At 52.0% G+C, this 16165-nt stretch carries 11 protein-coding genes; 8 read left to right on the forward strand and 3 right to left on the reverse strand.

Annotation, left to right across the window (positions count from 1 at the left end):
* Positions 1-100: 100 nt before the first annotated feature.
* Positions 101-859, reverse strand: coding sequence for a YesL family protein (locus EYB53_RS12250; RefSeq protein ID WP_135478472.1), 759 nt, complete (start codon positions 857-859; stop codon positions 101-103).
* Between the two features lie 113 nt (positions 860-972).
* Between EYB53_RS12250 and EYB53_RS12255 the strand changes: the two genes are divergently transcribed.
* Positions 973-1647 carry a phosphatidylserine decarboxylase gene (locus EYB53_RS12255; RefSeq protein ID WP_135478473.1) on the forward strand — a complete coding sequence of 225 codons (675 nt, stop codon included), beginning with the start codon at positions 973-975 and terminating at the stop codon, positions 1645-1647.
* Positions 1644-2492, forward strand: coding sequence for a RibD family protein (locus EYB53_RS12260; RefSeq protein WP_135478474.1), 849 nt, complete (start codon positions 1644-1646; stop codon positions 2490-2492). The genes EYB53_RS12255 and EYB53_RS12260 overlap by 4 nt, the downstream gene beginning before the upstream one ends.
* Before the next feature lie 64 nt (positions 2493-2556).
* On the opposite strand, the gene EYB53_RS12265 is transcribed toward EYB53_RS12260, so the two are convergent.
* Complete coding sequence (locus EYB53_RS12265; protein ID WP_135478475.1) at positions 2557-5685, reverse strand: GAP1-N2 domain-containing protein; 3129 nt, start codon at positions 5683-5685, stop codon at positions 2557-2559.
* 66 nt (positions 5686-5751) lie between these two features.
* Positions 5752-6963: a hypothetical protein gene (locus EYB53_RS12270; RefSeq protein ID WP_135478476.1), complete on the reverse strand. Its 1212-nt coding sequence runs from the start codon at positions 6961-6963 to the stop codon at positions 5752-5754.
* 355 nt (positions 6964-7318) lie between these two features.
* Between EYB53_RS12270 and EYB53_RS12275 the strand changes: the two genes are divergently transcribed.
* The 6 genes from EYB53_RS12275 to EYB53_RS12300 all read left to right on the forward strand — a co-directional run.
* Positions 7319-8893 carry an Hsp70 family protein gene (locus EYB53_RS12275; RefSeq protein ID WP_135478477.1) on the forward strand — a complete coding sequence of 525 codons (1575 nt, stop codon included), beginning with the start codon at positions 7319-7321 and terminating at the stop codon, positions 8891-8893.
* Entirely contained in the window at positions 8893-9819 is a 927-nt protein-coding gene (locus EYB53_RS12280) for a coiled-coil domain-containing protein (RefSeq protein ID WP_135478478.1), read from the forward strand. Before EYB53_RS12275 ends, EYB53_RS12280 begins: the two co-directional genes overlap by 1 nt.
* On the forward strand, positions 9819-10478 hold the full coding sequence (locus tag EYB53_RS12285; RefSeq protein WP_135478479.1) for a 4Fe-4S single cluster domain-containing protein: 660 nt from the start codon (positions 9819-9821) through the stop codon (positions 10476-10478). The genes EYB53_RS12280 and EYB53_RS12285 overlap by 1 nt, the downstream gene beginning before the upstream one ends.
* Positions 10479-10514: 36 nt before the next feature.
* Positions 10515-11975 carry a coiled-coil domain-containing protein gene (locus tag EYB53_RS12290; protein ID WP_135478480.1) on the forward strand — a complete coding sequence of 487 codons (1461 nt, stop codon included), beginning with the start codon at positions 10515-10517 and terminating at the stop codon, positions 11973-11975.
* Complete coding sequence (locus EYB53_RS12295) at positions 11975-15193, forward strand: AAA family ATPase (RefSeq protein ID WP_135478481.1); 3219 nt, start codon at positions 11975-11977, stop codon at positions 15191-15193. Before EYB53_RS12290 ends, EYB53_RS12295 begins: the two co-directional genes overlap by 1 nt.
* Before the next feature lie 2 nt (positions 15194-15195).
* On the forward strand, positions 15196-16165 hold a 970-nt coding region (locus EYB53_RS12300), incomplete at its 3' end, for a WD40 repeat domain-containing protein (protein ID WP_167857373.1).

A 16165-nucleotide genomic window follows, 5' to 3' on the forward strand; every position in this document is an offset into this window, starting at 1 on the left:
GATTTGATTGATTGGTAGATCATCTGATCTCACACCAAGCGTTGAAGTCGGCACTCCAACGGTCACGCTCAAAGGCCCTTTCTGAAACCTTGTCTAACACTTATTTGGGCCGTACCTGGCCTTTGCGTCCTCGTTCTTCGACCCCACTGGACGCTGCCTTGGTGCCGGCTGCCTCTTCCCGTCGCCGACGGGCTTCATCAACAAGCTGCTTGGTCGCTCGTGCGCCCCAGACGGCAAAGAAGCTGAAGGTGATCATGAGTGGTACGATGAGCAGAACCAGACTCAAGCCAAAGAAGACCCCCATCAGCACGAGGGTCACCAGGGTGTAGATCGGACGGCCCATGACCATCAAAAAAGTATTGCGCGCAAGCATCCGCACGGTTGGTTGCTCTTGCAGATGCCCCAGCGCCGGCGCGTAGATCAGGGTGGCAAGCCAGAAGAGCAGCACGTAGAACCAGAAGACCACCATCAGGACGCTGAAGATGCTGTCACCACCACCATAAAAATTGAGGTTGAAGATAATCGTGACAAACCCGGTGAGCCAGATGGCGGCCATGATCCAGCCCGCACGGGCGTAGCGCCGCATCCCCTCAAAATAGTCGTTGAGCTTGACGGCGCGTCCATCAACGACTCGGTAGGCTATATAGGATAACCCGGCTGTTGCAGGGCCAGTCGGCAAAATACCGGCCAGCAGCGTCACTCCGGCCAGCAAGGGCTGGCCTTCGCCAAGCAAGAAGTTGGCAAAGATCCAGGTCGGGAGACAGAGCAGCGCCCAGATCAGGTTGCAGACGGTCAGCACAAGAATCTCGTCAAAGAGATCCCGCACCGCGCTGCCAAAGGCTCGAAATGGGTTTGACATGATCTCTATTATACCAGTTTCTCTAGTTGCGTTCATGCGACGGCCGTGCTAGAATCAGGAGATAGAGGATGAAACAAGCTTACTAATGGGCACCTGCCCCGACGATATGCCTTATGCCAGAGCAGACACTTCCAAATGAACGCCCGCAACTGATCCCCGGACTTGATCCTGAGGCGACGCCTCTGCTTGGGCTTGGGCTTGGGTTGACTGGGTTGACCCTTGGGTTGCGCCCTCGTTTCGCCGCCGTGCCGCTTGCGCTCACCGCCCTGACCGCTGCCCTCTACCGCGACCCTGAACGCACTACGCCCTACGAGCCAGCAACGCTCTTTGCGGTCGCCGATGGCGTGGTGCTCAATGTTGATGATGTCTACGAGCATCGGTTTATCCATTCCGATTGCTTGCGGATCAGCATTGGCATCAGCGCACTGAATGTGCCGTTTGTGCGGAGTCCGGTCGCAGGGATGGTGCGTCTGGTCGAGCATGTCGCAGGCGAGTTTCGCTCGGTTGGCGATGCCGAGGCCGGTGATCGCAATGATCGCATCTACCTCGGCCTGCACACCGAGTGGGGGCCAATCCTGCTGGCGATGATCGCCGGGCCAATTGGCCGCCGCCTCGTCTGTCGGGTGCGTCCTGGCGATCGGGTTGACGCCGGTACGCGTCTCGGTACCGCCCGTTTTGGCACCCGCGCTGACCTCTATCTGCAACGCGATTCGGCGCGCCTCCAGGTGCAGAGCGGTGATCGCCTCACGGCTGGCACGAGTCGCCTGGGCATGGTTGTGCCTCTGTGATTGTGCCCTATACGCTGCTTTTTGACGAAGACCGGGGCAGTGGCCCTGGTCTTCCTTTGCTTTTCCAGGCGCTGTACGGGAGCGATTGGCGCATGCCGCCCGCGCCCGCCGAACGTCCCTACACCTTCACCAATTTTGTGGTCTCCCAGGATGGCCGCATCTCTTTTGATGAGCCGCGCCGTTCTGGTGGTGGCGACGTGAGCCGCCACGCTCCTCATGATGTCTGGCTGATGGCCTTGATCCGCGCCCGCGCCGACGCAATCCTGACGGGCGGCGGGACGCTGCGGGTCGCTGAACGCCATCGCTGGACGCCGTGGGAGCCGTTTCCCTCTGCCGAGGTGGAGCTGGCGGCGCTCCGGGCCGCCGAGGGTCGTCAGCCGTTGCCGATGCTGGTGGTGATCAGTGGCCGCGGTGATCTGCCTGCCAGTGCGCCCGCGCTGCATGTCCCTGGTCAACCGTTGCTCATTGCGACCACCGCCGCCGGCGCGGAGCGCGTGCGTGCCGCCTTGCCCGACCATCCCAACCTGACGATCGTCGTGGCCCCTGGGGAACGGGTTGAACTCGCCCTGTTGTTCCAGACCCTGCGCGTTGAGCATGGCATCACGACACTGCTGAGCGAAGGTGGCGCGCGTGTCTATGGCGAACTGCTGCGAGATCGCCTGATTGACGAAGTCTTTACCACGCTTAGCCCGATCATCGTCGGTAACCGCCCGCCGCCCGCGCACCCGCGCACCAGCCTTGTCGAAGGCACCGCCTTTAGCCCTGACGACCCCCCGCGTCTGCGCCTGGTGAGCCTGCGGCGGTTTGAGGATTATCTGTTTCAACGGGCGGTGGTGCTAGCATAAAGTTGAAATCGGGTTATTGGTTTTTGTTGCGGGTTAGGCAATTGCTGGCAACCATCCCCGGCCATTATCGAGAAGGCAAACTCTGTATAACACGCGAAGAAATATTAAGTTGTGAAGCTTCAACCCAGAATTCCTCGCCAGATCGAGGCTCTCGAATTTGCAGCCAATTATCTGATCCACTATAGCGTGCCAGTAGCAAGAGTGTGGTTTCCGATTCAAAAATGCCGGCTTGTTGGTCGAAATTGGGTGCATAATAAAAAGGTAATTTGGTAGTTGTTTTAGTGGAGACTGCCTCGTTTTGTGATGCAGGCGAGATAATCGGTGTTGTGCTTGGTAGTATCAACTGATCTGCTGCGTATATAGATGGCAAAGATTCTTGTGAGCCTGTGCTTACCATTTCATTATCAACAGTTTCTGTCGAAGATAGAGGCTGGATCGTCTCATTACCAAATAATTCTTGAGCCATCTTGATAATAGTTGATATTGAAGATTGACCAATACGATGCATTGATGTTGGATATAAGTGCTCTATTAGTCGAATAGATACAAAACTTAAGAGTAGAATTAAGACAATAGAGAGTATTAATATCAGTAGATTTGTCTTATCTTTGAAAATTCGCTCAAAAAGTGATTTTGAATAATGCTTTTCCGCAAAACTGTGCCAGTGCTCTTTGTTGGGACTGTCCCATTGCCGGGAGTACTTGTCAATTGCTTTGTATACGCTGCGGTTGGATTTTACTAATAACTTTAAAACCTTCTCTTGATTCTTATTTGTTCTCGTTGCGCTTGAGGATAGCTTCGAAGGGAAGGGTTGACGGAAAAGCACTTCAGCATAAAGTGCAATAAGATCTGGCTTTCGTTGATGATGCTCTAGTACATATTCGAATAGTCTGAAAAACAGAACCCATTCGGAGTCACTAGTGGCGAATGAATGTTGGGGCGACCTCTGAATTGAGTCGAAAGATGGTCCCAATACCTTCATAATCTCAAGCAGTTCATCGCTATTCTCTGGCAGAGGGGCAAGAACTGTCAGCAGCCACTGAGTCAATTCTTTCGTTATCTCAGACGGCATACTGCGTAGTGCTTCCTCCAAAGCTTGTAACGTCTGAGAATGGGTGTTTGGTTTGTCACGGAATGCTTTGATGGAGAGCCATGCTTTTGCTTGTTGAGCAGTGGCTTTCAGCGGGATACTTGTCTGTACATTGCTCACAATATCAAGCAATGGTATTTTTTCATCAATGTTTTTGAGAGAGATATCCGCGATGGATCGTTGAAGAAGTGTGGTTGTATAGGGACGTTGATCGAAATCTCGCTGTAGTGATTTATTGCTTATGATTAATTTAATGACGTCAGTATCATTCATTTTTCTTGCTTTCAAAAGTCTATCGATGTCTTCAGGAGCAAAATGTTTTGAACAAAGTAGAAGATGATTAAAAAAATCATTATTATCTTGTTTGTTGTTCTCAATTCGAGGTAAATCAACATAGAAGTCTACTAATCTTTTTGCATTAGACCCATCAGCTATATGTTGAATTACATCTGGTAATAATCGTCTCCATTCTTCGCTCCTAGAAAGTTTATAAAAAGTTTGTGATGACAAGCTCTCATCACCTAATATCTTTAGCTCAATAGCCTGCTTTTTGCGTGCCGAGGTTAATTGATTACATTTCAGAAAATCTACGAGTTGATCCCAGGTAAGAATCAACCAACGTTGATACAAGCCCTCTTGATCTCCACTTAGTTTATAACTACTCCAGGTGGAGAGCAGTTTTATGCGTAACTCGAAGGGATAGCGTGACGAGTCGTTAGGGCTTGCATAGGTTTCTAAAATAGCGATCAATTCCTTTTGAACCCGATGTTGATCGCATTGTCTCAGGATGGCATATGCGATATCAAAGTGTTTAGTGTGATGTTGTTGGAGTGCTTCATGAAAAACTCTTACACATGCATCAGCTAATTTTTTAAGATCTGCTTTTAGTTTTTTATTTGGTTGACTTTCTGCGTGACGACATATTGCCTCTAGACCTTTTTTTCCATATTGTTCCCACCAAGTTGCGTCATTCAGTGCTAGATTAAGAAAAGTTGTTTGTACAACTTGTTCGCCAATTACATCTATTGCCGGCCAAGTCTGACTAAATAGATCGGTCAAATCATCACGAGTCAGAGGTTGGGTGCCCTCAGTCATAAGAAATCGATAGACAGTAAGGAGCACTTGAAGGTGGTTCTCATCGCTATCCTCAGGATCAACACGATCATCAATAATCTTGATAAGTCGTTCAAGCTTTTCTTGCTGCTGCTGGTCGTTGCTCAGCAGGCAAGCTGTAGCAAAATGTGCGAAGTTAGCGATGCGTTGATGATCATTGAGTGGGCTACCTTGTTCAGTATAACAGTCATAAGCACGAGCCTGAGAGTTTTGAGCAGTGAATAAGGCCGATGGAAGTAGTGGTGAGCGTAATCGATGATCCTCCGCAGCCTGTCCATAGCAAGTTCCGACAATCAAGGGGCGATTAGTTACCAGGGTTGGAGAAGTAAGTGTGGCAGACTTGGTCACATCCTGCTCATAGGTACTAAAGCGCAAACGACGAGTCATACAGCGAGGCAAGCATCTCAACAATGCCCAGATCAATCTTGCTACGTGATCAGGCGGAGCAGCAATGAAAAGGCGTTGGCTGGTTCCGGGGCTCAGGAAGGCACGAATAACATAGATGAGTTGTTCTGGTTTAATGAGTTCTAAACTCAGCTTGCTATATAGGACTTGTCGAAGTAGGTCTTCCTTACTCACTGTAGGAAGATTGGTTTGACTTCGCTCAAGGCCTGTATCGTCACAGTTCCAGAAACTTGATCCCCAATGCTGAATAATGTCGAGTGGATGTATATCAGTGGGAATGCCAGCCAAGAGATGGGTAAAGAAGTTACCAGGTCGGCGATCCCAGGTTAACCCTACAAAGACGCGATGGATGACCACGCATTCTTTACTATTCTCCAGGAAGGCCAGGGTAATAGGTGCTTGATCAGGATCGAGGGTAGTAGGGGTAGTGTCAAGAGGCGTTTCATAGCGAATTAAAGCCTCAATCAGCCGAAAACGAGGGGCATTCAAATCGCTTAGCCCTGGCGATGCCGCCCGTACTTGATATCCAGTTGTCCCAAGGCCAACTGGTGAAGCGGTATACCAAAGTTGATCGATTTGTCCCATGAGCCAGATCTCCTGATTACCCGAAGTAAAGCCTGCAAGAGAGTTGTATGAGTTGGGCTTGGTGCTTCATGGATTTCTAATTGCGCCGGGGTCGGGCGTGACTGATTCAGTTTGCAGATAACCGAGTTGATGAAAGAGCCATAGTAAAGGGTCGGCGCATCTCCGTGGGCTAATGGAGGCTTGAAACTTCCCACTCTTCTCATCGAAATGTGAGCCGGTTGCACTTACTGCACTGAAACTCACTGATCTGAATGCCTGTCGAGCGCGTTGTACCAATGGAGCATTATCAAACTGGTTGAGAAATTTTTCTGATGCAGTACTAAAATAATTGTATATTTCATGACGAAATCCGTTTCTATAATCAGCATCAATTAATTGTCTATCATGTCCAATTAATGATGCAATTTGTGTATCTGACCGATTGATAACATTTCCCAGTAAATCTCCTTTACCAATAGCTACGGCTAGCGGTAAAGGTAACGTAGAACCATCCTTCATTCCTCGGTGCTGACGAGTGTTCAGAATTAAATTATTTAAGACGTCGAGTGGATTTTCTCCTGAGGGCTCCGTTGGTTTCAAACCTTCTGGTAAGCAGTTAATTACACTTGGACTTACGAGAGGATCTACTACCATAATAAGCCCTTTCGCATGCAGTAGAAAACGAGCAGTGCGTACCATATTCGTATCGTTACTAAGATCTTCTCCGCTAACATCAATAATAACCAAATTCAATGAACGGGGATGCATGCCTTCAAGCAATGGTCGGAATGAGCATGTAAATACCAGAGGATCGGTAAGTGTTCCAGGGATGTTGGCTTGTAGTTTGCCACGTTGGACAAACAGTGGCTCATAATAGTTGCGTCGGTATTGGGCCTGGATTTTTGGTAGGGGGGCAATTTCAATAATACCGAGTTTCTCATAATACGTTGGAATACGATATAATAGAGTCTCAATAAGTGCTGCAATATAATGAGATTTGCCAGAACCTCGCCCGCCAATAATGCCAATTACACAATTCTCGTTGGAGGTAATGTTATACGGTAAAGGTTTTTTACATTTTGGGCATTGACGATATGGTTGATGTTTCTGAAAAAGATCATAGGATAGTTTTTGGGGTATAAACTGTTCTGTAATTCGTCTAATGCCTTCGAGTTTTGGACGTACTACCAATTCTTCGCCATTTTCGTCGAATTGTGTGGATGAAAAAACTGTACAGTCACCGAGTGTGAATTGTTCAAAACAGAAAGGACACTTTTTTAGGGCAAAAGGATTGTTCATATGTATTATAATGTTACGTTAATATGCTCGAAAGGTCTTGGTGATGACAAATCACAAGAGTTCCTATAAAGGTAAAAACAAGCTAGTCGATCAGGATAATTGCTCTTACTATAGCAAAAATTCTGAGCTTGATCAATAGCTTTGAATGCGGTTGATGATTTTCCGGTAGTTTTATTTTTAGGTATGAAAGTCTCGACACAGTTGTTATTGATGTCTTCCTATTGGAATCTTGCCATGGGAGACTCGCTTTCAACGCCTATTATACGGTATACTGGCTGTGCATAATCATCATCTAGTATGGCACTGCGTGTGCCTCCTCTGGCTTCGCTTGCATATCAGTTAAGAGAGGGAGCATATGAATATCGGTGTTGACTTGGGCACAACGTATACCAAAATAGCCTTTTTCAACCAGGAAGGTCAGTTGGAACAATTTCGTTATCCAGTTCCTCCGAATGACCATCCGTATGTACCGACTGCAGTTGCATATCACACGCGCAATCAACACCAGATCATCTCGATTGGTGAAGCTGCGCGTAGTGATGCAGTTAATGAAGAGGGTTCAGTATTTTGCGAAAATATGAAAATGTTGCTTCCACTCAAGCAAGAGGTCGATTGGAAGCAGCATGGTTGGACTGCGAATGCTTCTCCCTTTCAAGTGATGCGTGATTATTTGAACTACCTGTTGCGTGAAAGCGAGCATAGTTTTGAACGTCGTCATGGTTCAATTCGCCGGATGGTTGTATCTGTTCCTGAACTCTGGCAGCGCCAGACCAACGTAGGAGCCGAAGCGTTACGCCAGATTCTGGTTGATGATTTGCAATTGCCGGTGGATCATCTACAGAGCGAACCAGTCTGTGCCGCAGCCTACTATATTTGGCATGCTAAACCTGATCTTAGTCACCCATTGCATCTGCTTATCTGTGATATGGGAGGGGGGACTTTTGATATGGTGCTTTGCCGTGTGTCAAAAACAGCACATCGCTACACGATTCGGGTACTTGACTTTCACGGTAGCGGACAATCTGGTTTAGGCAGTGCCGGAGTTGCATTTGATCAACATGTTGTACGCAAAGTTTATCAGAAAAGCGCAAAAAAATTTGATCCACTTGATCCTGAGGTTGTTGAAGATATTCTGGCGTTTGAAAAAGTCAAGCTGGAAAAACATCACGAAGCAAAGCGTAGGTTTGAACAGTATGATGACCCCGATCTCATTGACACACCGTTCTATCGATGGAAGCGTAAATATAAGATTACGATTGACGAGGTGCGTGAAAGTTTCTCTTCCATTCGGACTGGTATGACAAAGGTGATAGATGAACTCGTCAACCGGGCTCGGCAACAGGAATGGCCTATTGACCGTGTCGTGCTTGTGGGTGGATTTAGCCAGTTTCCGCTTGTCGAAGAGGCCATTCTAGACTGTCTGGGTATACAAGACGCAAATGATCGACGTCTCGATCAAACAACGCTCAATAATGATCAACGTTTCTATGCCGTATCACGGGGAGCAGCACTTATTGCAAACGAATGTGTCCAGATTGAGGAGTACTATCCTCATACCCTCGAATTGCTCATTCATCGTCAACGCCCCACCTTGGACCAACTAGCTCTGCAAATTGTGGAGGCAGGCCGGATGCTCGCTGGACGCCTTCAGCCATACTATGCCCAGCGTGATGGGAAAGATGTGATCATAGATGTGCAACAGCAGACGTATGGCAAATTACCTGTGCAGTTGCGCTTGATGGGAACTGGTACTCCAATTGGTTTGGAGACATCTATGACTGAATTCCCGCCGCCTGGACGTTATCGAGTAGGAGTGCTGGTTGATCGGGCAAATCTTGGTATTCTGGTCTTTGATCCGGTTTCAGGCGGTACTCAATGCCATTACCCACTTGGTAATATCAGCCCAGAGATGCCCATAGAGGAAGCATAATGGTACCTTCATATCACGCTACGCTGACCCAATTACTGACAGATGCATCGGTTGCGGAATGGCAGCTTGCTCCTCAGGTATTACACCAGGCGTTTGCCTGGTGTGCTATGCTCACTACTTCATCGGATATGAATGATGCCGATACGGCTCTGGATTTCTTGATTAGCTTGAAACAAGCTCTTCAACAGGGTGATACATGCTTGGACAATGTCGGTACACTGATCGAGCGGGCCGATCCTGGCCAAGCCTTGAAAAGGGCGCTTGAACAGCGACATAAGGACCTTGCCGCAGGCTCTGATCAGCTGAACGAACTCAATAAAACGATTTCTAAATTGCGGTCGGCTGAGGCTGAACTGAACAAGCAGAACCTTGATCGTAAGCGCTTAGAAGCGGACAAAGTGAAACTCAGCAAGCGCCTCAAAGAGTTAGACCGTCTGTCGAAGTTGGCACAGCATGTCGAGGAGTTGCGTAAGCAACTTGCCATCGCCGAACGCAATCGTTCTGCTACTGAATGTAATGCAGAAGATCTTGAAGCGCAGTTAGCCAAGCAGACTGAGCAGTTTCTTACACTTGCACCAAACCAACTGGAATATGTACAAGAACAAGTGCGTAGCTTGCTGCAAAAAGCTGAACAATGTCATAGCGATCTTCAACAGAATTATCGTGCATGGCAAGAAGTTGCCGCACGCTATGCGGATCTTGAGGCAGCATTCCAGCAACATGTTGAGGTACTCCGTTTGTATCAGCAGGCGGATCGCATGGTGGCTGAGGCACTGGGCACGCAGCCTGACGTACATTCTGCCGAGGAACTGCTTCAGCGGGTTGGGCACTTTCTCGAGGAAGCTGATGCTATCCTTGCAAAGGTTCTGGAAGCACAGGCTCGTGCTGAAGAAGTGCAAAGATTCTATGTTGTCGGAGGTGCGTAATGCAACCCTTGTACCACAACTCCACGCAAACCGGGGGATGGCCGCTGTTGAATGTCGCTGCCACATGCACAGCTACCCACGCCCTGGGCCCAGGTTTGCGTGCCGTGGTGTGGGTTCAGGGATGCCCCTTCAACTGTCCTGGTTGTCTCGCTCCCGATTGGATTCCCATGCGGCAAGCTCGGACTGTCGCGCCAGAAGACCTCGTAGCGGAACTGTTGGCCCATCCCCAGGTAACAGGACTGACCTTCTCGGGTGGCGAACCCATGCTCCAGGCTGCCGGGTTGACTCGACTGATTAACCTGGCACGCGAGCAGCGCCCACTATCGCTGATCTGTTTCAGTGGGTTTACGCTGGCCCAACTGCGAGACGATCCGCCCGGCCCCAGTGTCGCGGATTTGCTGGATCAAATAGATGTGTTGATTGATGGCCGCTATGTCGCCAGGCAGAACGATCACCGTGGGTTGCGTGGCAGCCGTAATCAGCGCATTCACTACCTGACTGATCGACTTGCCGAGTTCGATTTCGCCTCTGGGCCACGTCAGATCGAAATTCAAGTTCAAGCTGACCATGTTTTGCTGGTCGGTGTACCTCCCCGAGGGGCTATAACCCTGATTGATCAGGCTCTGGAGCATGTATGTAGAGCGCGCACTGCAGGTTGATGACCTTAACCCAATGCATAGCAAGGAGTTGATCCGATGAGCGGACGTAAACAAGTGACGATTGATAGCGCCGACTACCGACGCTTACAGATGGCAGAAGGGCACTTACGCTCGATGCAACAGAATCTGCCCGAAGTGCTGAACCGTTTGATGCGTGATAACGAAGCCGAGCTCCGACGGCGCCTGGAGCCACTCGAACAGCGGCAACGCGAATTCCAGCAGACCGCCCAGCACATGCGCCAAGAGGTCAGGCAGGTTGAGACAGATATGGCGCGACGCCTAGAAGAGCAGCATCGGACGCTGCGTCAAAACATTGCCGATACTGCTAAACGCCTTCATGATGAAGTTGAGACTGCCCAGCGCGAGGCTGCCAAGATGGTGAAAGACGAGCGCGAAGCTCGGCTCCGCCATGTGCAGACGGTCGCCGAGCAACTTCGCCACGAGACTCAGGTACTGATGGCCGAACAGTCAGCTCAATTGACCCAACTCATTGACCAGGAGCGCCAGACCCGTGAGACGCAGATCCGCGCCATCCATCAACGCATGGAGAGTGAGCAGCAGCGCAAAGACACCTTGGCGAGCTCCTGGATTGAGACGGCGCAGATCCTGCACGACTTTATTGACCGTCACTATCCCCATCAGCAACTTGCCCCGAATCAACTCGATCGTCTGGCGCGTATGATCGAACAGGCGCAAACAAACCTGGCTCAAGGTGTCGCGGAGGCAGCCGTGACGATGGCCCAGCAAGCCTATGGCAGCCTCTCTGATCTGCGCCTTGAACTGGAACGTCTGGAGCGTGAATGGCAGATGTGGCACATCCGCAGCCTCGAAACAGCCCGCGAGATTCTGGCATTGGCGCAGCGCAACCGTACCTGTCCGGCCATGGATCTGCAAGCGAACCAGTTGGACATCATGATCGAAGTTGATTACTGGACCCAAGGTCGCCTCAGTGCGTTGGAAGCGGAGTTAAATGCGCTGATCACTCAGATTACGGATACAGCGCAGCCTCTCACTACCAGTGAATTGCGCCAACTCGCTGAAACGGCCCTGCCTAGCATGCACGCACGGCTGGAGCAGACGATTGCCCAGGCGCGTGATGCGGTCATCAGTTCTCAGTTGCGCACCAATATCGCCGATGCCGTGGTACAGGCGTTTGAGGAGCAAGGCTTTCAGTTACAGGATGATACCTATGAAGGTGAAGATCAGCGTCATGGCTTTGTCGCCCAGGTATCCCATCTGGATGGCAGCAAAGTGACGGTGGTGGTTACCCCCAATGATACAGGGGAGAATAACCTGAATATTCATTCGTATGATGCGCAACAGCGTCCTGAGCACGAACTTCGGACTCGTGCTGAAGCGATTGCGAAAGCGCTTCGGCAGCGTGGTCTCCAGACGGGTGCTATTACGAGTGTAGACGATCAGCCTGACCTAGCCTATGCTCGGATCGATGAAGTGCGCGAGCGACAACCAGTTCGTCAACAAACCAGAGGCTCATAATGGCAGTGGAACGTCTGCGCCAGGTACTGCGCTTTGATCGAGGGCATCGCTTTTTTGTGCTCTACGGTTCTGGTGTGAATGATCAGTTTATTACTGAAGACTATCTAGAGTGTGGGTTACCACAGGCGCTACATCGCCTCTTGCGTGAGCACGGCTTTCGGCGGATTGTCTTCTTTACAACCCATAGTGGTGGCCTCTACTGCCTCGACCGTGATTCGCAGCAGGCTTGCTTGCCATCACCAGCTGTGGCTGTCGCAGGACAGGCTAGTGCTTCAATGCAGCGTGTGCGTACCAGGGGGCCGTTGGGGAAACAGAGCCTGCTGCCACAAGCACCCGTACACTCGGGCACAACTGTGCCACGGCACGGGCATGGGATGAGCGATATTCATGCCGTGAGCTTGCTCGACACCCTGATGCAGCAACTCTCCCCTCAAACGGCAGTAATCTTGCTGCAAGCGGAGACGACGTTGCGCTTCTTTGATGATCAACGCACCCTGGCAGGGCGAGTTGGCGAATGGGCGCGACTACCATCACGCAATACGAATATCTGCTGCTTTGTCTTTAGCAGCGCAACCTATGCCGATTTGCATGCGGCTGTTGCTCACCTCCCCTTGCCGGAACTGCGTGCCTGTGTTGAGCATCAGCGCGAGGGCCGTCAGAGCTACAGTATTGTGCGTCTTAGCGAGCCTGATGTGGAAGAGTTAAACCGGCTGATTGATCTGGTACGCTTGCAAGATAGTGTTCGTGTTGCCTGGCTTGAGCGGGCGCGCCTTACGACCTGGATGGCAGCCGAGGGGATCAATGTGCGCGAATGGCTGAGTCGTTTGCGCACCACGCGGCAATTCGATCAAGCCACTGCACGTACCCAGCAATGGTTTCAGGCTTCGGTCATGACCGAGGTTAGCCCTTGGGATCGTCTTGATGCACTCATCGGTCTTCAAACGGTCAAGGAGCGCATCAAAGCATTGAGTGCATTGATGACTGATGCAGCCGAGCGCTATCAGCACGGATTGATCGAGCAGAGTAGTGAGCCACCGACTTTGCATTTAGTCTTTACCGGTAATCCTGGTACAGGTAAGACTACGGTTGCTCGCCTGATGGGTGAGATTTACCGTGATCTAGGCCTCCTGCGGCGCGGTCATTTGGTAGAGGTAGCCACCGCCGCCGATCTTGTGGCGGAGCATGTGGGAGGTACGTCAATCAAAACGAATGAGGTGATAGATCGCGCCCTGGATGGGGTTCTCTTTATTGACGAAGCGTACCAATTAGCCGACCCAGCACGGGGCAACTTTGGGCAAGAAGCAGTGAATACGCTGCTAACGCGCATGGAGAATGAGCGCGAGCGCTTGATGGTGATTGTAGCTGGGTATCCTCATGAGATGAAGCAGTTTGTCGCTTCTAATCCCGGCCTAAGTCGCCGCTTTCCTGACGACAACAAGATCCACTTTCCAGATTACGATCCGAGCGAATTACTGCAGATCGTACTCCAGATGCTTCAGAGCAAGGGTTTGCCGTGCCCACCCGAGACCGAGGTACGGCTGGGTGAGGTAGTTGGCGGTATCTATGCCACCCGTGATGAGCAGTTCGGGAATGCAGGAGTGATGCGCAATCTTGCCGAAAGCATGGAACGTCAGCGCGCCGTCCGCCGTCGCCAGCACAAGCTGCCCGTCGATACGCCGCTCATGCCCGCCGATCTGCCGCCCGATGCTCAACGCTTTCTGGAGGCACCGATTCCTGATCTCGAAGCTGTGCTGGCCGACCTGAACCAGTTGGTGGGACTGGGCTCGGTGAAAGATTGGGTGCGCGGGCAGGTGGCCCTGTTGCGCTTTGAGCAGGCCCAGCGCCAACGCGGTGTCATGACGGCACCTCGCTCGTTGCACATGCTCTTCGTTGGCAATCCCGGCACAGGCAAGACGACCGTCGCCCGCCTGATGGGCCGCATCTTTCGTGCGCTGGGTCTGCTACGCAGGGGCCATGTCATTGAGGCTAGCCGTAGCGATCTGGTGGCGGGCTATGTTGGTCAGACAGAGCCAAAGACGAAGAAGATCATCAAGGACGCCCTTGATGGGGTGCTCTTCATTGATGAAGCCTATGCTCTGGCGCAGGGTGGGCCACAGGACTTTGGGCATGAGGCGCTCACCGAGTTGAATCGAGCGATGGAAAACCATCGCGATCGGCTGGTCGTGATTGCCGCAGGCTATCCCCGCGAGATGCAACAGTTTCAGGCGAGCAACTCTGGCCTCACCAGTCGCTTCATGAGCGTGGAGTTTCCTGACTACACGCCCGACGAGTGGCTGATCATTCTCGATCAGATGGCTGTCGCCGAAGGGTGTACGGTGACACCCGAGGCCGCAGCGGCAGCGCGGAGCTATCTCTTGGCCCAACAGGTTGCCAATCCGCAGGCTTTTGGCAATGCCCGCAGCGTCCGTGCGCTGTTCGAGGCCATGAAGATGCACATGGCAGAACGCCTCTTTGCGGCTGGTGGTGCATGGGATGCGACCTCCCCTGTGTGCCTGATGGCTGCCGATGTGCCGGGATGGGAGCAGGATCCTGCTTCACCACCCGTCGTGGCTCCGCGTTTCTATCCGCTACAACGCTATCTACCCGCGCCATTGGATCACAGCCGCGCCTTGTCGCTGGCCGAGGCCCAGGCCGCAACAGGTTATATTGTCGTGCAAACTCGGCACGGCGAGCAAGGTTCTGGGACTGGCTTTGTCGTGACGCCCCAGGGCCATATGCTGACTGCCTACCATGTGGTGGCCGAGGCCGCACAGATCCAGGTTGCGCTTGACAGCGATGCCACCGCCTGGCTTGATGCAGAGTTGGTTGGATGGGATGCACAGGCCGATCTGGCTGTGCTATGCCTGCCCCCAGGCACTTACCCCTGGGTGCCTCTGGCACCCCCACAGATCCAGTGCCAGCTTGGCGATCTGGTCAGAGTGTTGAGCTACCCGCTGGGTGAGCAGCTTGGGCGCGAAATTACCCTGACTGATGGAACGGTTAGCGCACTCCGGCGGCAAGATGGTATTGCTATTGTTCAGATCTCGGCAACGGTGACCCATGGCAGCAGTGGGGCACCGCTCTTCCGCCAGACCGATTTGCACGTCCTCGGTGTGATCCACGGCGGGATTCGCCAGGAGATTGCTTCTGGGTTGAATTTCGCGGTGCATGTCAACGAAGTCTACCGCTGCTTTGGTGCATTGCCCCCAGGAGATTAACTATGACAACCGATGCACTCTGCCCCGTTTGCACCCGGCCTTATAGCCCCAACGACGCCATCTGTCCCGATTGTGGCTGGGAGTTGCAGGGTGGCTACGAACTCGTACCCGACCCTTCCGAGGTGTACCTGCGCTATGAGCGCGATCTGGCTCAGGCACGGCTGGCCTACCGTGAACGGCAGCTTCAGCAAACTCAGGCGCGCCTTGCCGCGCAAGCTGCCCAAGATCAGGCACGGATCGAGGTGCTTGAAACCACGCTAAGCCGTGAACGAGAACAGACCCAGGCGCAAGTTGTGGCGTTAGTGACCGAACTCCGCCGTGAACAGGAGCAGACCCAGGCGCAAGTTGTGGCGTTAGTGACCGAACTCCGCCGTGAACAAGAGCAGGCGCGGTCGCAGGTAGAGACGTTGCTGGGCGAACTCCGCCGTGAACGAGAGTACGATCGGGGGCTTCTGACCGATGCGATCACTAAGGCGATGCGTGCTGAAGATCAAGCGTTAAGCCCTGTTATCTTTGATATCTATACCCGAGAATATCTTGTACGGGCTCTCTCAGTAATCGGGGACGAAATTAAGTATCGATCTAGTTCAAAAATTCCATCTATTTATCATTATCATGGAGCGCCTACTGTAACCTGGGCGCATGATGGCACTCGCTTGCTGGTAGCCAACCAGTTAGGTCTCCTGTTCTACGATGTCCCTGCGCTTATCCCGCGTACCATGGACTTGAGCAACATACGCTGCGCCGCTTTGGCACCAGACGGGCAAAGTTGCGCTGTGGCTTCCGCAGGTACGGTCCGCGTCATGTTATGGCGCATTCCTGATCGTACGCTGCTGCATACATTGACAGCACGGGCTGAGATCTCGCACCTTGTGTTCACACCCGATGGACAGTACCTTGCTATGATGGCTAAGAAGGGTGTGGAGGTGTGGCGTATTGGTGATGGCACGCGGCTGCACGCCCTAGACCACG

This window comes from Candidatus Chloroploca mongolica, assembly GCF_004762035.2.
GTDB lineage: Bacteria > Chloroflexota > Chloroflexia > Chloroflexales > Chloroflexaceae > Chloroploca > Chloroploca mongolica.

Excerpts from the sequence above, each read along its gene's own strand:
- EYB53_RS12285 (WP_135478479.1), top strand. The coding sequence starts at position 9,819 with ATGCAACCCTTGTACCACAACTCCACGCAAACCGGGGGATGGCCGCTG.
- EYB53_RS12250 (WP_135478472.1), bottom strand. The coding sequence starts at position 859 with ATGTCAAACCCATTTCGAGCCTTTGGCAGCGCGGTGCGGGATCTCTTT.
- EYB53_RS12275 (WP_135478477.1), top strand. The coding sequence starts at position 7,319 with ATGAATATCGGTGTTGACTTGGGCACAACGTATACCAAAATAGCCTTT.
- EYB53_RS12255 (WP_135478473.1), top strand. The coding sequence starts at position 973 with ATGCCAGAGCAGACACTTCCAAATGAACGCCCGCAACTGATCCCCGGA.
- EYB53_RS12290 (WP_135478480.1), top strand. The coding sequence starts at position 10,515 with ATGAGCGGACGTAAACAAGTGACGATTGATAGCGCCGACTACCGACGC.
- EYB53_RS12280 (WP_135478478.1), top strand. The coding sequence starts at position 8,893 with ATGGTACCTTCATATCACGCTACGCTGACCCAATTACTGACAGATGCA.
- EYB53_RS12270 (WP_135478476.1), bottom strand. The coding sequence starts at position 6,963 with ATGAACAATCCTTTTGCCCTAAAAAAGTGTCCTTTCTGTTTTGAACAA.
- EYB53_RS12295 (WP_135478481.1), top strand. The coding sequence starts at position 11,975 with ATGGCAGTGGAACGTCTGCGCCAGGTACTGCGCTTTGATCGAGGGCAT.
- EYB53_RS12265 (WP_135478475.1), bottom strand. The coding sequence starts at position 5,685 with ATGGGACAAATCGATCAACTTTGGTATACCGCTTCACCAGTTGGCCTT.